General features: G+C 45.7%; 11 protein-coding genes, 1 pseudogene and 1 riboswitch. Of the genes and pseudogenes, 8 read left to right on the top strand and 4 right to left on the bottom strand.

Going from position 1 to position 19,479, the window contains the following annotated elements; genetic code table 11:
• Positions 1-318 precede the first annotated feature (318 nt).
• The 3 genes and pseudogenes from HPS55_RS04470 to HPS55_RS04480 all read right to left on the bottom strand — a co-directional run.
• Positions 319-2,901 (bottom strand): hypothetical protein, encoded by a 2,583-nt coding sequence (locus HPS55_RS04470; RefSeq protein ID WP_172176165.1) that lies wholly within the window; start codon positions 2,899-2,901, stop codon positions 319-321.
• 4 nt (positions 2,902-2,905) lie between these two features.
• Positions 2,906-4,027 (bottom strand): SIR2 family protein, encoded by a 1,122-nt coding sequence (locus tag HPS55_RS04475; protein WP_172176167.1) that lies wholly within the window; start codon positions 4,025-4,027, stop codon positions 2,906-2,908.
• A 160-nt stretch (positions 4,028-4,187) separates the two neighbouring features.
• A pseudogene (locus tag HPS55_RS04480) lies at positions 4,188-4,706 on the bottom strand (UpxY family transcription antiterminator); the annotation flags it as partial.
• A 1,004-nt stretch (positions 4,707-5,710) separates the two neighbouring features.
• Here HPS55_RS04480 and HPS55_RS04485 point away from each other — a divergent pair.
• Positions 5,711-6,451 (top strand): peptidylprolyl isomerase, encoded by a 741-nt coding sequence (locus HPS55_RS04485; RefSeq protein WP_172176171.1) that lies wholly within the window; start codon positions 5,711-5,713, stop codon positions 6,449-6,451.
• 1,521 nt (positions 6,452-7,972) lie between these two features.
• Here HPS55_RS04485 and rsmA read toward each other — a convergent pair.
• The gene (gene rsmA / locus HPS55_RS04490; RefSeq protein ID WP_172176173.1) at positions 7,973-8,773 is read right to left on the bottom strand and encodes a 16S rRNA (adenine(1518)-N(6)/adenine(1519)-N(6))-dimethyltransferase RsmA; all 801 of its coding nucleotides are present in this window, start codon (positions 8,771-8,773) and stop codon (positions 7,973-7,975) included.
• A 195-nt stretch (positions 8,774-8,968) separates the two neighbouring features.
• Here rsmA and HPS55_RS04495 point away from each other — a divergent pair, with 195 nt between their 5' ends.
• From HPS55_RS04495 to HPS55_RS04525, 7 genes are all read left to right on the top strand, one after another.
• Positions 8,969-9,976, top strand: coding sequence for a lysylphosphatidylglycerol synthase transmembrane domain-containing protein (locus HPS55_RS04495; RefSeq protein ID WP_172176175.1), 1,008 nt, complete (start codon positions 8,969-8,971; stop codon positions 9,974-9,976).
• A 6-nt stretch (positions 9,977-9,982) separates the two neighbouring features.
• The gene (locus HPS55_RS04500) at positions 9,983-11,443 is read left to right on the top strand and encodes an aminoacyl-histidine dipeptidase (protein WP_172176177.1); all 1,461 of its coding nucleotides are present in this window, start codon (positions 9,983-9,985) and stop codon (positions 11,441-11,443) included.
• Positions 11,444-11,737: 294 nt separating this feature from the next.
• Entirely contained in the window at positions 11,738-12,664 is a 927-nt protein-coding gene (locus HPS55_RS04505) for a magnesium transporter CorA family protein (RefSeq protein WP_172176179.1), read from the top strand.
• Between the two features lie 189 nt (positions 12,665-12,853).
• Positions 12,854-14,725, top strand: coding sequence for a DUF349 domain-containing protein (locus tag HPS55_RS04510; RefSeq protein ID WP_172176181.1), 1,872 nt, complete (start codon positions 12,854-12,856; stop codon positions 14,723-14,725).
• A 118-nt stretch (positions 14,726-14,843) separates the two neighbouring features.
• A riboswitch (cobalamin riboswitch) is annotated at positions 14,844-15,028 on the top strand.
• 41 nt (positions 15,029-15,069) lie between these two features.
• A complete protein-coding gene (locus HPS55_RS04515; protein WP_253945818.1) occupies positions 15,070-17,079 on the top strand; it encodes a TonB-dependent receptor in 2,010 nt (669 codons plus the stop codon).
• A 25-nt stretch (positions 17,080-17,104) separates the two neighbouring features.
• The gene (locus HPS55_RS04520; protein WP_172176183.1) at positions 17,105-18,268 is read left to right on the top strand and encodes a DUF5074 domain-containing protein; all 1,164 of its coding nucleotides are present in this window, start codon (positions 17,105-17,107) and stop codon (positions 18,266-18,268) included.
• On the top strand, positions 18,261-19,397 hold the full coding sequence (locus HPS55_RS04525) for an ABC transporter substrate-binding protein (protein ID WP_172176185.1): 1,137 nt from the start codon (positions 18,261-18,263) through the stop codon (positions 19,395-19,397). Before HPS55_RS04520 ends, HPS55_RS04525 begins: the two co-directional genes overlap by 8 nt.
• Positions 19,398-19,479 lie beyond the last annotated feature (82 nt).

Consider the following 19,479-nt stretch of genomic DNA (forward strand, 5'->3'; position numbering starts at 1 on the left):
AGTTCGGGATAAGGAAGTCTTAAAAAAGTTGATAATCTGATATTTATTTTGTTACTGTATAGTAGACTTTCATGTGCGGAGTATTGATTTGCGACTCCATACAAGGAATGCGGCATGCCGCATTATCGCCCATGACAATAAAACTTTCTTCTTTAGTACACGGCATACAACATCTCTGTTATTTTACTATCTACGGTCTCCAACTTCTTACAATCTTTGTATAAAAAACATTTCTAAAATATCTACAAAGAACAATACATAACCCAACAGCAAGCACCACAATTAAGACTTACTATTATATAACATATTCACCTTTCTCTATACTTGCCTTGTATTGCCAATATCTATTTTCATACGCCAATAGTCTTTCATAGAGCCAATACATTTAAATTTTATACAAGCTTTAAAACATTCTGTTTCATTACTCATAGAATCGGCTTTTGTATCCCCTTGTCCGGGTGTATTAGAAATATTTGTTTCTATTTCTTTTATTTCATCTTTTTCTTCCCTTACAATAGCATCCAATCGTATATCGGCACCATCGCACTTAAATAGTTCTGAGATGTTGTCAATATTATATTGTATTATCTCACTTGGAGAGATATGCTCAGCAAAACGTTCCAAATACAATACTATACTATTTGTATCTGCCTTATCCCTATTTATACAGACAACATTGTCTGCCAATGAACAAAGTTCTTTTGTCAATCCGGCTTTCTTATCACATAATATTTGCAACTCCACATCATTCTCTCGACACAACGTTACTAAAGCTGTCAAAAAAAGATGTTCATCTTTCAAAAGCGGGAAACTATAATCTATCTTTTGTAAATCATCTATAACAATCCTGCTTACTTTCTTTTGATTTATACCATCAAAATAAGGAACGTTTATTTGCTGTTTCAACACTGAATATAACTCATCTGCCGATATACACCCCATCCTTACATTAAGAAAATGTATATATTTGTAGCATCGAAGACAACATTCTTTCAATTTACATTTGTAAGAACAAGTAGAACAACGCCGGTTATTGATTGGATATTTTGGGTATACATTTTCACGTTTGTCTTTATTATTAGAATTCAATTCATCAAGCTTATCCTGCTCACTCAAGTCCATAAGTTCCAAGCACGGCAGAAAATCCGCCTCATATGTATTGAATCCCGGACAAATGAATTGTCGACGCATTTCGTCTTCTTCCTTGTCAAAAAGAATCACCAACGTATGCTCTTTATGCTTTGAAGCTCTGAAAGTACGGGCTATGGCAAGAAAGCGCTTGAAACTGTTTGGATTTCCTATTAATGCCGTCACCGACTTATATTCCCGCCATCTGGAAGAACTTCCTAAGGCGTGCATTTTCCTATCATCCGTATGATAACAATTCTCATCTAAAGGTGATTTCATAGGACCACCCAATAATACTGCCTCTAAAATATCAGTCGCATAATGCTTTGGAATTATTTTTTTCGTCAGTCGTAAGCGAGCTTCCTTTCCTTTTCGGTACATTTCTTTAAGCAAGTCCATCTCCCTATCGGATTTTTCAGCCTGATAATTATCATAAGAAATATTCGGATCTGCTATATTGTGATACTGGAGACGTTCAGTCCTCATAAAGCGTTCATACGATTCATCCAATATATTAGCATGCGTATGTGTCAATATCTTTGACATATAATTTCTTCGTTGCAAGAGGCGATGTATGCTTGGATACACTTCTATACCACAGTTACGGATTTTATACTTATGCCACCCGAATGCTGCAGGCTGAAATACACTTTTTGATATCTGCAACTCATGAAAAGCATAGTCTTCATCAGCATACTCCTTTTTCCTCATGTCTATGACAATATCAGCATTACAAGTTATATTATTTGCTCTCTCGTCAAAGACTAGAATCGATACCATGGACAGCCGCCTAAGCACTTTCTCTATATGCGGAAACGACAGTCGTTCCAATTCATCGGTATGTAGTTGAGCAAATCCGTCAATGACAATACACGGACTATATTGCCTTGCCCATGACCGACTACAACCATTCTGTTTGTCTCTATCATTATCCTCTGCCACTTCTTGCTTCTCAGCATTCTCCATTTCTATATTCTCAAGACAATCCAAAACCTTTTGAAATTTCTGACCTGCGGAATATGAATACATCGTATTGTCACAATCAAAGAAGTCTTCACCAGACAGACGTTCGTTAAACCGTACATCAAAGAAATCATCCCGCATATATTGCGGAAGAAACCTTAGATTGTCCTTGCCTTTTCCCCAATAATACGTAAGGTCATCACTACGGCGGTGAAATAGAAGGTTATCATCATCATCACCCTCATAATCCCTAAGAAAATGAAGGGCATTTGTACGATTATTATAATATATAATCCTGTCACATAGATATTTGTCCAAACAATTCCGGTAGTCTTTCGGAAGATAGACCGAGTGATTTGCATTCTGTACACATTGTTCTGAGCATCTATCCACTGTAAAAAGACTTTTAGCCAAAATATCCTGTTTCCATGAAGCATCTTCTCCACTGGCACTCTTCCGAATGATAATGTCTATTTGTCGTGTTATCAGATAATCCAAGAAAAAATCAGAGAGATCTTCCTTTGTTTTGTTCAAAGAAAAGAAATATGGAACCGATGCATATTTAGACAAACCAGGGATACTGTATATAGATCTTGATATACCATGAAGCATCTGCATAGCCAAATGCATTTTGTTTATGCCTCTGACTCCCTTAAGCATAATTATCAATCCCTTCTCTTTGTTTCGCGATTTATTTTCCGAAGAGGAGTCTTTCTCATTGAAATTCTGCAACTGTAAACCATCATAAAACAAAGAGTCCAATCCGCATACTCCGGTAGGAACCTTTTTGGCATTATCAAATACTCCCATGACATTAAATATTTAAGTTGTCTACTATTGTATTCAATTCTTTGTATAATTGAAAATATCCCTCCCTATTATATATTACATTCAATCCGCACTTTGCATGGTAGACATTCTTCACCTCGCGTATCGAACTATATGCTTTAAGATATTGCTCATTCTTAATATTAGGATTGCCATTTGCCGACAAATAATAAATCTTATCATCATTTCCACTACGCTTTACAAAATATAGCATTCTTTGCGGCGTCGGGTCGGTTAGTGACATACCTGCAAGTATACAAGTATAATGACTAAGAAAATGCAATTGTGTTGCTGTAGGCCATGAATAGATATTCTTCTCATTCTCATGATATTCATCAAGAGACAATACTATTTGATTATTATCTGCAATAAATGATTCCGATGGTGGTTGAATATAACCATGCACATGATAGATTGACAAAATATCATCCGTCATCTCCTGAGCGTATACGAACCCAGAAACATCTTGAATCACAAGATTGCGTTTACCTATCCGCTCCAACTCATCAAGTGTAAAATACTCCTCTCTACTTTCCAATAAAATTGATATAGCTTCTTTCAAAAAATTATCATAGTTGTATGTTACTACGGCCTTGATATACGGATACAGAATTATCATCCTTGCCATTGTATAAAGCGTATAAAAAGGATATGTTTTTTTCTCTTTCTCCTTGTTTTTCAATGAATATGCTTCTTGAAATTTCCGCCTTATCAGTCGCTTATTACACTGACTATACAGAAATTTCTGAATAGCCATGATATAATTGTCTCCTAAAATTTCCTTTACTATTGAAGCCTTAATCTGTTGTGTTAATTCATAGTCAAGAGTTTCATTAATTCTAAGCAAATCGCTAAAAAACTTATTTTGATTGTCAAGTGATTTTTTATTCAATCCTTGCCTGATAATGTTCATTTCCACAGTAGAGATATCTTTCTCTATTGCCAAAAATCGCAAAGCGTCACTAAACAACATGTCCATAAGCGAATTCCACGACATGTCTATGACAGGATCTGAAGTAGCATTTATTCCAGCACCGACAAATAGAACAATCTGCTTTTTCCTTTCAAGATCATGCTTAAGATCATTAAAACCACAACAAACAGCCATTGTAATCTTTCTTAATTTAAAAAATTGATGAATAATATCGGAAACAATTCATAATATGGCGCTTACCTTTAACATTTATCTATTACTTAAAAAATCCCAAACGTATATCCAACGAAAAGTTGCAAAAGCGGATATAGTTTCTTTGACTTTATTATATCATTCACCCCACCACCTGCACATACTCCGGACTCACCTCCACCCCTACTGCCAGCAGACGTGGAAGTTCCACAAGCAGACGCTTGACGCGCGAGCCGCGGGTGGTGATGAGGCTACCCTCGTAGCCGTCAAGCGGGCCGCCAACGATGCGGATGCGCCGGCCGTACATGGACGGAGTTATTTCTTCGGGAAGATAGAAACGCGGAGATTCTGTCGTGCCGATAGCATGAATGAAACGCTGCATATCCCTGTCGGGCACGGTCACGGGTTCACAATAGGCACCACCTTTGCGGTAACGGTACTGCAATGTCGGTGTTTTGGAAACAATGGGATTCAGAGCCTCCGCCGTGTCATGAACGAAGAGGAGATCGGAGATAAACGGAATCTGCTCGCGTACACGCTTGCCGGCACGGATTCTCAACACCCATTTCATAGGTGTGAAAACCTCCACTTGCATAGATGCAAGCAATAAGTATGCGGGAACCTTGGCATTGGAACGCTTCAGATCACGCATTACAAACCATTGTTTTCGTTCAGATGCAAACCGATTCTCTGTACAGAAACAACGGCTCGCATCGTCAAAAAAATGTGATTGCGGAACGTCCGGCTTATCCATTGACATCAAACGAAATACATGATTAAAACTTAGACTGAAGACACTTCTCCTAATCCTGCGAGATTACAAACTTCATTGTAAATCAAGCAGTTACAAAATTTACTCATAAACATTACAGGAGAAATCCCCATGCAATCCGTTTTGTTTTTGTATTCATTCGGACAAAGGGCATTACCTTGTCTTCTGAAAGTGTTGTCTTCTGTAAAAAACTACCGGACTTTATCCTTATATCAGGATCTCATCTTTCATTTTCTCGTCATGGCAAAATTCAAGCGAACTTGCTCTGTTCCTGTCGGCTTGACGAAAACAACTCTTCTTTTTTGATATATCTCTCCGCATGAGAAAGATTGCGGGTGCAAAGTTACTAAATAATATTTAATATAATGTTATTTAGAGTTGAAAATAATTATTCATTATAATAACAAAATTAGTAAGTCAGCCAACAAATCAAACTGCATTATCGTCCGGGCATATGAAGGATGCACCATGGATGAACGCGCCCCGCCGGGGCAACGAGCACATAGCCCAGGGCTGAGCGCAACGGTGCAGCGGGAATCAAACATTGACAATCCACACGCCCTACAAGAGCAAAAGCATTAAAACATATGCAAAGCATAAATAGTAAGTACTTGATAAATAACGCTTTTGCCCTTCCAGGGCGGATGTGTGCAATCGTGTTGTTCCCGGGGTGCCGCTGCACTCTGCCCCGGGCTATGCGCTCGTTGCCCCGGCGGGGCGCGTTCATTCAGGGCGCGTTCATCCTATGCGTGGCACATCCATCCTATGCCCGAACGATAATACAGTTTAATTCTGATGACTGGCTTATTGAAAAATAAAGGCGGCAATATGACATGTTTATGAAAACTATTGGCTATTTTTGCATACGAATGAAAAAGTATCCCTAAATAGATATGAAAAGAATATTCACACTTACCGCAGCAATACTGCTGATAACAGGTTATACGGCAAAGGCACAAAGCCGACAAACAAAAGATCACGAAGAAAAGACACGGACCGAAGTGACACTTGAGACCACCGAGGGCAACATACGCATAGCACTGTATAACGAAACACCGCTGCACCGCGACAATTTCCTGAAACTTGCCGACAGCCACTTTTACGACAGTCTGCTCTTCCACCGCGTGATACGCAATTTCATGATTCAGGCCGGCGACCCTGCAAGCCGTCATGCCCAAGCCGGTCAGGTGCTTGGTGAGGATTCGTGCGGAAACACACTGCCGGCCGAAATCCGTATACCGGGAATATACCATAAGCGTGGAGCCGTAGCCATGGCACGGGAAAGCGACGACGTCAATCCGGAACGACGCTCAAGCTATAGTCAGTTTTACATAGTATGGGGCAAACGCTTCTCTACGGCCGACATCGAGCATATGGCCGAACATCTTGACACTGTCAGCGGCGGACGCATAAAAATGACTCCCGAGATGAAGACCACCTACCGCAAGACAGGCGGCACTCCGCATCTTGACGGCACATACACTGTGTTCGGAGAAGTGACCGAAGGGCTCGACGTGGTTGAGAAGATACAGCGTGCATATACAGACTATGACGACCGGCCTGTGAACGACATTAGAATACTCAGGACTGTAATCACCGGGCCATACCGCCCTGCCGGCAGCAATGCCGACTGACAGACGCTGTGAATGTTTTTTTAAAGGGCCGGCTCATCTGTTGCGATATGTTTTCAGAACCGGACATACGGTAATAAATGTCCGGTTAATTCCGAAAATTTAACTTTTCTTTTTTCGTGAAATAGAAAAGCAGTAAGGCCGTCTCTGCTTCCTTTACACGCGTTTTTTGCCATACAGACTTGCCGTAAGGGCCTCCCGGCACTCCCGCGAGGGCCGTTTCGCAGTGCAACGAGGCCGGTTTCGCAATGCAATAAGGGCCTTATTGCATTGCGAAACCGGCCCTCTCTGCTTTCTTGACAATTCTCCATCAGCGTAACAAGCTGACTATCAGCACTTCCCATTTGAAGCAAAAATCGCGATTTTCGAGGTATCGGTTGAGAAACGTTCGGCCGATGCCTCTTAACACATGTTAAAGTAATGATTCTTGTAAATGTCACACATTTACCGAGCATACAAAAAAAAGATGCAGCTATCGTGTCGCTCTTGACCCGAAGCCGCACCGGAATGCTATTAATAACTAAAAACCTTCATTTTATGCATGTCTTGTCCAACAATCATGGTAGCGGGCACCTCTCTTTTCATTCGCCCGTCTACCTTCTCTCTCTTTTTTTCATGTTACCTGACAATCCTTACCTCTACCAATACCCAGACTTTCCGTTATCCTTAATCGCTCACAATCTCTTACCTCGCTACAATTTCTATCTTCCTGACCACAATCTTTTACCACTTAATCATATAACCAAATACTATTTATATCAAACTACTGACTTACATTTCTACTGACTTTCATCCAAAATCATCTTTATAATCTGTTCCGATTCTCACGGCTCGATCATTATCCTTTTGACGATGCAAAGATAATGCGAATATTAAAATCAGGCAATAAGAAAACTTGGAATTTGCACTAAAATATAGTTACTATTTGACATAAATCAATAACACAGTGTGCGCACACAATGTATTTGTGTGCGCACACATCTATAGACAGACGTTTAATATAAGTTAGTCAACAAAATTAAACTATATTATAGTACAGATAAGATGGATACGCCATGAATGAACGCGCCCCAACGGGTAGGGTGTCCAAAACTTGTCGTTCATTTCTGAAATCATAGTCAAATAAATATTAAGTCAGTCACAGCATTAAACTAGAACGCGCCCCAACGGGGCAACGAGCACATAGCCCGGGGCAGAGCGAAGCGGCACCCCGGAATTCAAACATTGCCAATCCCCGCGCCCTGCAAGGGCAAAAGCATAAAAACATATCGGATATGAAAATGTAATTGTCTGATAATTAATGCTTTTGCCCTTTCAGGGCGAATGGATGCAATCGTGTTGTCCCCGGGGTGCCGCTTCGCTCTGCCCCGGGCTATGTGCTTATTGCCCCGTTGGGGCGCGTTCATTCAAGGCACATCCGTACAATGTCCGGAGATAATATAGATTTATTTTGTTGACAACTTTATTTTGTTGACAACTTATATATTCCATATTCTGCCGCAACCTTCGACCGACATATCAATATCAGTCACTTGTCTTTAGCTGCCAGGACACAAGATTTGTCAGTTCGACAAACTGAGCCACAGAGAGCTGTTCCGGGCGGCATGTCATCAATTCGCGGTCAAAAAATCCCGGAGAAACACTGTCTGCACTGAGCAACTGGCGCAGACTGACGCGCAACATCTTTCGACGCTGGTTGAACACCGTCTTCACCACACGCCGAAACAACTGCCAGTCACATCCGAGGTCGGTCACGCTGTTGCGCGTCATGCGTATCACGGCACTCTTCACCTTCGGTGGCGGATTGAACACATTTTCGTCTACGGTGAACAGGTACTCCACGTCGTACCATGCCTGTATCAGCACACTCAATATGCCATAGTTCTTGTTACCGGGAGCCGATGCCATACGCAATGCCACCTCACGCTGTATCATGCCCGTGCAGCATGGTATCAAGTCTTTGTTGTCGAGCATCTTGAAAAATATCTGCGACGATATATCGTACGGATAGTTACCCGTGAGTACAAACTGCCCGCCGCCGAACAGTCCTTCAAGGTCCATATGCAGGAAATCCTCACCTATTATATTATTCGCCAGCTTCGGAAAATGCTCATGAAGATAGGCTACCGACTCGCGGTCTATCTCCACTACCCTCACCTCGCGCGGTTTCTCCACAAGATACTGCGTGAGCACTCCCATACCCGGCCCCACTTCGAGCACCGGCAGCGACGGACAGACATCCACCGTGTCGGCTATGCTCTTGGCTATGCTCAGATCGGTCAGAAAATGCTGGCCGAGATTCTTCTTTGGTCTTACTTGCTTCATAATCATCGGCAAAGATAAATATAAAATCCAAGATTCATACACCGGCAGGATAAAGATTTGAGTTTTTCTTTAGAGGAAAGTTACAAAAAAATAAAAAATTGCATTGCTGCCCGACAAAGAAAATGATTATAGCACGGCTGAAAGACATGCGATTATTTTGTGTTACGCCCAAAATGATGTATTTTTGCAGATGATATGGAATTTAGAAAGATAGCGAATATCATCGTTAAGATAATGATGCCGCTGACACTCGGCGGAGCCATTCTCTATTGGATGTACCGCGGTTTCGACTTCAATTCCGTCGGCCGGTTCATGCTCAATGATATGAACTGGACATGGATGTTGCTGTCGTTCCCGTTCGGTATATTGGCACAGATGTTACGCGGGTGGCGCTGGCGACAGACACTCGAACCTGTCGGAGAACATCCGCGCCTGAACACATGCATCAACTCGGTGTTTCTTTCATATGCGGCCAGCCTCATCATTCCGCGCGTAGGCGAATTCACACGGTGCGGCATACTCAAGCGTTACGACGGAGTATCGTTTGCCAAAGCATTGGGCACTGTGGTCACCGAGCGAGCCATCGACTCCATCGTCGTGGCTATGGTAACAGGACTCACGCTGTTGATGCAGTTTCACGTGTTCGACACGTTCTTCGAAAGGACAGGGACAAGCCTCGAAACCATAATGCGCGGTTTTTCTGCCACAGGTTATGCCGTGACGGCCATATGCGGTGCGGCCGCGCTCGGACTGCTGCACATACTGTTGAAAAAGCTCTCCATATATAATAAGGTGAAAGCGACGCTCAGCGGAATCTTCCAAGGAGTGACGTCGCTGCACAAGGTCAGAAACGTGCCGTTGTTCATCATTTTCACCATCGGTATCTGGGTCAGCTATTTTCTGCATTATTATCTCACGTTCTTCTGTTTCGGATTTACGGCAGACCTTGGTATAGCCTGCGCACTGGTAACATTTGTCGTTGGCAGCATAGCCGTACTCGTGCCCACCCCAAACGGTGCCGGTCCGTGGCATTTTGCTGTGAAGACCATGCTGATACTCTATGGCGTGGCCGAATCCGATGCCCTGTATTTCGTGCTCATCGTGCATACGGTGCAGACAATATTGGTGATACTGCTTGGCGTATGGGCATGGGGCATACTGTCCTTTACAAAACGCATTAATACAATAAACCTAAAAAAATAACCGATTATGACAACAGAAATCAAGAATCTCAACCCTGAGTGCATCTGGCGCAACTTCCACGCACTTACACAGATTCCACGTCCTTCCGGACATTTGGATAAAGTACAGCAGTTCCTGCTCGATTTCGCAAAAGAGGCCGGTGTCGAGGCATTCAAGGATCCGGCCGACAACATCGTGATGCGCAAGCCCGCCACACCGGGCATGGAAAACCGCAAAGGCATCATCATGCAGGCACACATGGACATGGTTCCGCAGAAATCGCCCGAGATCGAACACGACTTCGTGAACGATCCGATACAGACATACATCGAAGACGGATGGGTCAAGGCCAAAGGCACCACTTTAGGCGCTGACAATGGCTTGGGCGTAGCCGCCATCATGGCTGTAATGGAAGACAAGACACTGAAACACGGTCCTGTGGAAGCACTCATCACGGCCGACGAGGAGACAGGCCTGTACGGTGCCAACAATCTGCCGGAGGGTGAACTTCATGGCGACATACTGCTCAATCTCGACTCAGAGACATGGGGCAAATTTGTGATAGGAAGTGCCGGAGGCATTGACGTAAATGCCACACTCGATTACAAAGAGGCCGACACAGACTCCGAAGATGCAGCCGTGCGCGTAACATTGCAGGGACTCAAAGGCGGTCACTCCGGACTGGAGATACACGAAGGACGCGGCAATGCGAACAAACTGATGGTGCGATTCGTGCGTGAGGCCATCGAAGAGTGCGAGGCCCGTCTGGCATCATGGCACGGAGGCAACATGCGCAACGCCATCCCATTCAAAGCGGAAGTGGTGCTCACGCTTCCGAAGGAGAATGTAGAAGTGCTGAAAGAACTGGTAAGCGAGTGGGAAAAGGATTTCGTCGATGAATATAAAGGCATAGAGAACGGTTTGACTTTCCGTGCTGAAGACGTGGAGACACCCAAGACAGAGGTGCCTGTCGAGATACAGGACAACCTTGTCAACGCAATCTATGCCTGCCACGACGGTGTGATACGCATGATAACATCATATCCTGACGTGGTGGAGACATCGAGCAACCTCGCCATCATAGATATCGAGGGAGGAAAAGCAGCCATCAAGCTCCTGCCACGCAGTTCACGCGAGGACATGAAAGAATATGTCACGACAATGATTGAAAGCTGTTTCAGCATGGCCGGCATGAAGGTCGAGACATCAGGAAGCTATTGCGGATGGGATCCCAACCCGCAAAGTGAGATACTGCATCTGCTGCTGCGCATATACAAGGAGCTCAACGGTGAAGACGGAATCATACAGGTGGACCACGCCGGGCTGGAGTGCTCCATCATCCTCGGCAAATATCCTCACCTCGACGTTGTGTCGCTCGGTCCGACAATGCGCTCTCCGCATACTACAAATGAGCGTGCCCTGATCGAGACAGTCGAGCCGTTCTGGGCTTTGCTTAAGAAGACACTTGAAGAAGTGCCGGTGAAATAAGAATCACCGCAGCAATCCTTCGGAAAACCTGAAACAGGAAAACAAGCACATTGCAATGTCCGTCAGACACACGCAATGTGCTTGTTTTTTCATATACCATAACATAATACTTTATATGTTTTATCCATGTTTCAAACTTTTTTCTTACCTTTGCAACGCAAAATATAATTTCAAAACAGAATTATGGACGATTATCACGCGGAGAACTTAACATTGTAGGTGCCGTGGATAGCCCGCAAGGTTAATCCACCGTACCTGTTGTTTGCCCACAGAAAAAACGGAGGATTAGCCATTATGAAAACTTATTGGAATACTATCGGAGGGCTCAGCACACTCGAGGAGTGGCAGCCCAATTGCTGGATACAGGTGACATGTCCGACGGAGGAAGATCAGGACGAACTGGAAAAGCGGTTCAAAATACCCGACTACTTCTTCTCCGATATCAGCGATACCGACGAGCGTGCCCGTTACGAATATGACGACGGATGGATGCTCATCATCCTGCGTATACCCTACGTCAAGGAAATACGCTCACGAACCCCTTACACCACCGTTCCGCTTGGCATAATCCACAAGCGCGACGTTACTATCACTGTATGTTACTACGAAACAAACATGATGATAGACTTTGTGAGTTTCCAACAGAAGCGAGGCGAAGGATTTACAGACCATGTGGACATGATATTCCGTCTGTTCCTCTCATCGGCCGTATGGTATCTGAAGCGTCTGAAACAGATAAGCAGTCTCATCGAAAAGGCCAAGCGCAACCTTGACCGCGAAGTGAACAACGAATCACTCATCGGTCTGAGCCGTCTGCAGGACTCGCTGACATATTTCATCACCTCAATTCGAGGAAACGAGACACTGCTGTCAAAGTTGAAATTCAAACTACAGATAGACGAACTCGACGCCGACCTTATCGAAGATGTAAACATCGAGATAACACAGGCACGGGAAACGACCAATATCTACTCGAACATTCTCGAATCAACCATGGATACCTACCAAAGCATTATCAACAACAACATGAACACCGTGATGCGTACGCTTACCTCCGTGTCCATACTTATGATGTTCCCCACACTCATAGCAAGTCTTTTCGGCATGAACCTCGTCAACGGAATGGAAAACAGCCGTTACGGCTTTGCCATAGCAATGGTCCTTTCTGTAGGCATTTCAGGCATATTCTGGTGGATTTTCCGTCACAAAAGGCTCATTTAAGAATAAATTTGAAAAAAAGCGACTGAAAATTAGGCGTTTACAATATTTTTAAGTAAGTTTGCGCTTGATTTTACATGAAAAATCCTCGCGGACAGAATTGTGTACAAACATAGACACCATACGTGCATGATACGGAAACGACGGATAAAGAGATATTGAAAAAACCGAATCATTAACTAAAAAGTTTAAATGATGGACTCTCAAGAAAACGCCATTGAAATGGGCAAAAAAGAAGAAGTGAACAAAATGGAAGAGACTGCGGTTCCTACAGCTGAAGCAACAGACCAGACCGAACTATCTCAAGTAGAGAACACCCAAGAGGAGACAACCGAGACACCCGACAAGGAGACCGAACGCAAGGTGTACACGTCAAAGAAAGAAGTGCTCGAAAGAATAAGAGAGATCGCGCACAGCGATGAAGCGCCACAGAAAGACGAGATTGACCAGCTGAAGACCGCATTCTATAAAATACACATCACAGAGCGCGACGCTGCGCTCAAGAGCTATATAGACGGGGGCGGTGATCCTGAGAACTACCAGCTTGTGCCCGACGATGAAGAAGAGGCATTCAAGGCTGAAATGACCATCATCAAAGAAAAACGCACAAAAATATTCAAAGAGCAGGAAGCTGAAAAGGAAGAGAATCTCAAGAAGAAACTCGACATAATAGAAAAGATAAAAGCCATGGCAACCTCGCCCGAGGATGCCAACAAATCATATCAGGAATTCAAGGCTCTGCAACAGGAATGGAAAGAGATAAAGAATGTTCCGGCTACAAGGGCCAACGAATTGTGGCGCAACTACCAATTGTATGTAGAACAGTATTACGACCTTCTCAAGCTCAACAGCGAAGCACGCGAATATGATTTCAAGAAAAACCTTGAACAGAAAATACGCATCTGTGAGGCTGCAGAGAAACTGGCTGATGAAGAAGACCTGATAAGTGCTTTCCACCAGTTGCAAAAGCTACATGCCGAATATAGGGAAATAGGCCCCGTAGCCAAAGAACTGCGCGAAGAGATATGGATACGCTTCAAGGCTGCATCTACTGTAATCAACAAGCGCCACCAGCAGCATTTCGAGAATCTGCGTTCAAAGGAAGAGGAGAATCTTGCCCGTAAGACGGCTTTATGCGAGAAAGCCAAAGCCATTGCGGCAGAAGAGAACAAAGGCTCGGGAGACTGGGAACGCCACACGAAGGAAATTATAGCCATACAGGCAGAATGGAAGACTATCGGTTTTGCTCCGCAGAAGATGAACGTCAAGATTTTCGAGCGTTTCCGTGCCACATGCGACGATTTCTTCGGACGTAAGGCCGAATACTTCAAGACGCTTAAAGATACATTCAAGGAAAACGCCGATAAGAAACGCGCACTTGTAGAAAAGGCAAAAGCATTGCAGGACAGCACCGAATGGAAATCGACATCAGACAAACTCATGGCTCTGCAAAAAGAGTGGAAGACCATCGGAATGGTTCCAAAGAAGTTAGGAGACCAGCTTTGGGAGGAATTTCTCGGAGCCTGCAACCGGTTCTTTGAAGCCCGAAACGCCGCCAACGCAGGCCAGCGCAGCGAAGAACACGCCAATCTGGAAAAGAAACGCGGAGTGATTGAAAAGTTGAAAGCACTGAAGGAAGAGCCGGGAGACAATACACAGGAAGCCGTGCAGAAATTGGTGGAGGAGTACAACGCCATAGGCCACGTACCCTATAAAGAAAAAGACAAACTATACGAAGAGTATCATGCCATTATTGACAAGATATACAAGGAACTGAATATCAGCGTGGCACGCCGCCGCCTCAACAACTTCAAGAACAAGTTGAAGAATGTGGCAGAGCAAGGCGAAAACGCACTCGACAACGAACGCGCACGTCTGGTACGCCAATATGAGGCCATTCGCAGCGAAGTACAGACATATGAGAACAACCTCGGATTCCTAAACGCATCGAGCAAGAAAGGCAACAGCCTTATCGACGAAATGAACCGCAAGGTACAGAAACTCAAGGATGACATGAATCTGGTACGCGAGAAAATCAAGGCTATCGACGCAGAAAACAAGTAACAGAAGTCTATCACATTAACAATAAAGAGCCATATCATATACTCCCACAACGGGTAGAGTGATATGGCTCTTTTCATTTTCATACACAAAAGTTTGTGCTTTTCATCAAAAAGCACTATCTTTGCACCCGTCAACAGGTTCACACACCATTGTGATTAAAAGGGAATCAGGTGAAAATCCTGAGCAGTCCCGCTGCTGTAAGTTGTCTTTTATACGGACGGACACGATGCCACTGACATTTTTTCGGGAAGGCGTCCGCCGCAGACAACGAAGCCAGAAGACCTGCCGTTGACATACAATGTTTTTCCACGGCTCGAGGAAAGCCCGGAGAATACAGACAAGCTATGAGAGAGAAAATTAAGATCAAAGCAACGGCATTCGTGTCGACGCTGTTGGCGGGAATGGCTTTCAACAACGCTGCAGCACAAACAGACAGCACGAACTCAACCGCACACCGGTTGGACAATGTCGACGTGATAGGCACGCGCAAGATACGGGAAGTGACGAGCACCGCACCGGTACACATGCTTACACAGGAACAGTTCGGCACATTCGGCATCACCGACATTGCCGACGCGCTGAACCGTCTGCCCGGCATAACCCTGCGCGACTATGGCGGTGCGGGCGGCATGAAGACCGTATCCGTGCGCGGATTCGGCACACAGCACACAGGCGTATCCTATGACGGCATAATGCTGAGCGACTGTCAAAGCGGTGACATCGACATATCAAGATATTCACTGGACAATGTGGCCCGTATCTCGCTCACCATCGGTGACAACGACGACATATTCGTTCCGGCCAAAAACTCGGCATCGGCCGCAGTACTGTCCATACAGACCTTTCCCCCACCCTCATCCTATACACGTCCACGTCTCACGGCGCAAGTCAAGACCGGCTCGTTCGGATATGTCAGTCCATTCATAAAATACGAGCAGAGCCTGTCGGAGAAGTTTGCGATATCGGCTACAGGCGAATATATATATGCAGAAAACGACTATCCGTTCATACTCCGCAACATATCAATCGTGACACACGAACGCCGCACAAACAGCCGGATGAACCAAGGCCACGGCGAAATGAATTTCACATGGATGCCTGACAAACGGAACATGCTCACAGGAAAGGCTTACTACTATGACAATGACAGGCAGTTGCCCGGTCAGGTCAGATACTACACCAACATCAGCAACGAACAACTGCACGACCGCAACGCCTTTGCACAACTGCTATACAGCACGCGCCACGGTGAGAAGCTGTCAATGAAGTGGTTTGTCAAGTACAACTATGCCGAATCGGTATATACCGACGGTACTTACGGTGGAGGCGTGAAAGACGCCACATACAGGCAGCGCGAGGCATACACATCAATATGCGTGCTATATGCACCCGCATCGGCATGGGCCGTTGACTACTCCGCCGATTACAGCTTCAACAACCTTTCAAGCAGCCTGCCGACCGACATACGCCCGTTCCGACACACTGTTCTGCAATCGCTCACCGGAAAATACCGCACAGCGAGAGTCACTGCTACGACACGCCTGCTCCACTCGCTATATCTCAACGATGCCAAGGACGGCCCCGGAGCACGCAACACACGCAGACTATCGCCGTCAGTATCGGTATCCTACAAAATACTCAACGGACATGAACTGTATCTGAGAGCATCATACAAGAACATTTTCCGCAGTCCGACCTTCAACGAATCCTACTTCTTCCACTACGGCAGCACAGACCTTCTGCCCGAATCGACCGATCAATACAACATCGGTGTGACATGGAGCACATCGTACGGCAACGGTTCCGGCATTCGGATTATAGCCGACGGATATGTCAACCACGTGAAAGACAAGATAGTGGCCGTGCCGTACAACATGTTTGTATGGACCAACATCAACGTTGGCAAAGTGCTTGCCAGAGGATTTGACGCCACATTGAATGCAACCCACCGCTTCGGAACAAGCCGTCACTCATTGTCGGCATCGGCAAGTTACAGCCATCAACGGGTGGAGAACCACACCAATCCGGCGTCAAATTACTACAAGAATCAGCTTGCCTACATTCCTATACACAGCGGCAGTGCCGCCATCGGCTACGACAATCCATGGATATGCCTTTCACTGCACGCCACGGGCATGAGCAGCCGCTATGCCAACAACGAGCACTATGACGGAACAAAGGTGAACGGATACGTTGAAACGGGAATCACGGCATACCGCCAAATCCCCATAGGACACCATCGTATCGAGATAAGGGCCGATGCAAAGAATATCTTCAACAAACAGTACGAGCTCGTAGCACGCTATCCCATGCCGGGCCGTAGTTATACGTTATCATTAAACTATAAACTATAATATCATTTTAAAACTTGGAAAGAATATGAAAAAGTATTTGTTGAGCATTGCAGTGCTACTCATGGGTACAACCGTACTGACATCGTGTGACGACGATGATGATGACAATGTCAATCCGCCTCATGTAACATGCCCGGTGGATGTGAATCTTGGCGTATATGTTGTCAACTCAGGAAATCAGAGCGGACAGATTGACGGAGGCCTGACATATCTGAACGCGGAGACATGGGCTTCGGAAAAAGACGTGTTTGCCAAAGCCAACGGCCGCAGCCTCGGCATCACAGCCAACGACGGCATCGTATACGGCACGAAACTGTATATAGCTGTCACCGGCGAGAACACCATCGAGGTAATGGACAACAGCACACTAAAGTCACTGAAGCAGATAAACACAGTCAACGCCATAGGTGAAGGCAAAGGCAACCAGCCGCGCCATTTTGCAGCCGGCAACGGATGTATATATGTGTCGACATTTGCAGGATATGTGGCAGCCATCGACACCGCTACCTACGAAGTGGTGAAGACATACCCCACGACACCCGAAACAGAAAATGTAAACAAAGTGTATCCCGAAGGAATGGCCGTGAATGGCAATACGCTCTATGTGGCAAACTCAAGCTATGGCAACGGACAATTCCCGTCAATCGGCAAAATAGACCTGACAACCGGCAATGTGACTCTCTTCACCGACGAACTCATAAACAACCCCAATGCCGTATACGCATCGGGCAATGACCTCTATGTGCTCGACTACGGCAAATACGATGCAAGCTGGAACCAGGTGGGCGCCGGAGTTAAGAAAATATCGGGCGGCAAGGTCAGCGACGTTGTTCCGGCCACCAATATGGCTGTTGCCGGAACGAAGATTTACACATACAATGCCCCGTACACCACTCCTGCCACAGTTCCGTCATACAGCGTATATGACATGACAACCGGAAAGACAGCCGAATTCATTGCAGCCGACTCCAACGACGCACCGTTCTCGGCAGCTGCAATATCTGCCGATCCCATCCGCGGATACGTGTACATAGCGTCGTACATAAAAAATGAAGACACCGGTTATCCTGACTACAAAGCCAACGGCTATCTCAATGTATACGACTTGAACGGCAAGCTCGTGAAAACATGTCCGACGGGTGTTGGTCCGACGGCCATAATCCAAAACACAACCGTAGTGTATGAATAACATTGCCATTGGCATATGCCGGATTATTGCTGCGGTCCTGCTTTTCTGCTCATGCGGCGGAAGAGGCAAGACCGCAGCTTCTTCAGATTGCACTACCGACTCTCTAAGCCACTCCTCACTACTCAAGATAAGCCGTGGCGACGGCTTCACCCGTGTGGACATGGCCGACCCGTGGAACAGCGGACGCACACTGCACACATACCTTCTAATCCCCGCAGATAACGACATGCCCGAAACATTGCCGCAAGGCACTGTGGTACGCACTCCGCTGCAGCGCGCCGTAGTGGCCACATCGGTACATTGCGGTCTGATTTCTTCATTGGGATGTATAAAATCCATCGCCGGAGTATGCGACCCGCAATACATCAATCTGCCAGAGATTACACTCGGCATCACCAGAGGTTCCATCGCCGACTGCGGCAACGGAATCACTCCCACGGTAGAGAAGATAATCGACATCGATGCCGACGCCATATTGCTCTCACCGTTCCAGAACAGTGGCGGATACGGCAAGATAGAGAAGACAGGCATCCCCATCATCGAAGCCGCCGACTATATGGAATCGTCGGCCCTTGGCCGCGCCGAGTGGATGAAGTTTTACGGCATGCTATTCGGAGCAGAAGAACGTGCAAACAACATGTTTGCCGATATAGAACAGCGTTACGGTGAACTCAAAATCATGGCCGCACGTGCCAAGGAACGCAGTTCGGTACTGTTCGACCGGCAGAACGGTGCGGCATGGTATGTACCCGGAGGGCACAGCACCATCGGAGGATTGCTGCGCGACGCCTGCGCAGACAATCCCTTTGCCGACGACAGACACAGTGGTAGTGTGGCACTGCCATTCGAGAGTGTTCTCGAACGCGCAGCACACTGCAACGTATGGATGATACGCTATAATTCTCCACGCGACCTGACACTTGCCGACCTCAAGACCGACAAGGACGGGTACAGCCGTTTCGACGCCTGGCAGACAGGAAATGTATACGGATGCAACACCAATCACAGTACGTACTACGAAGATACTCCGTTCAATCCCGACAGGCTGCTGCGCGATCTTATCATCATCTGTCATCCCTCTCTCGCCGACAGTCTCGGCCAACCGGAATATTTCGTCAGAATGAAATAGAAACACCGAAAGCCCCATATTACACTGCTTCAAAGATGTTCCGGATTATATCAATGGTATGCTTGTGTTACCTCTAATAAAA

The sequence above is a fragment of the Xylanibacter rodentium genome (genome assembly GCF_013166575.1).
GTDB lineage: Bacteria > Bacteroidota > Bacteroidia > Bacteroidales > Bacteroidaceae > Prevotella > Prevotella rodentium.

Bases quoted from the DNA above. Each gene is read 5' to 3' on its own strand.
- HPS55_RS04470 (WP_172176165.1), bottom strand. From the start codon at position 2,901: ATGGGAGTATTTGATAATGCCAAAAAGGTTCCTACCGGAGTATGCGGA.
- HPS55_RS04475 (WP_172176167.1), bottom strand. From the start codon at position 4,027: ATGGCTGTTTGTTGTGGTTTTAATGATCTTAAGCATGATCTTGAAAGG.
- HPS55_RS04485 (WP_172176171.1), top strand. From the start codon at position 5,711: ATGAAAAGAATATTCACACTTACCGCAGCAATACTGCTGATAACAGGT.
- rsmA (WP_172176173.1), bottom strand. From the start codon at position 8,773: ATGAAGCAAGTAAGACCAAAGAAGAATCTCGGCCAGCATTTTCTGACC.
- HPS55_RS04495 (WP_172176175.1), top strand. From the start codon at position 8,969: ATGGAATTTAGAAAGATAGCGAATATCATCGTTAAGATAATGATGCCG.
- HPS55_RS04500 (WP_172176177.1), top strand. From the start codon at position 9,983: ATGACAACAGAAATCAAGAATCTCAACCCTGAGTGCATCTGGCGCAAC.
- HPS55_RS04505 (WP_172176179.1), top strand. From the start codon at position 11,738: ATGAAAACTTATTGGAATACTATCGGAGGGCTCAGCACACTCGAGGAG.
- HPS55_RS04510 (WP_172176181.1), top strand. From the start codon at position 12,854: ATGATGGACTCTCAAGAAAACGCCATTGAAATGGGCAAAAAAGAAGAA.
- HPS55_RS04515 (WP_253945818.1), top strand. From the start codon at position 15,070: ATGAGAGAGAAAATTAAGATCAAAGCAACGGCATTCGTGTCGACGCTG.
- HPS55_RS04520 (WP_172176183.1), top strand. From the start codon at position 17,105: ATGAAAAAGTATTTGTTGAGCATTGCAGTGCTACTCATGGGTACAACC.
- HPS55_RS04525 (WP_172176185.1), top strand. From the start codon at position 18,261: ATGAATAACATTGCCATTGGCATATGCCGGATTATTGCTGCGGTCCTG.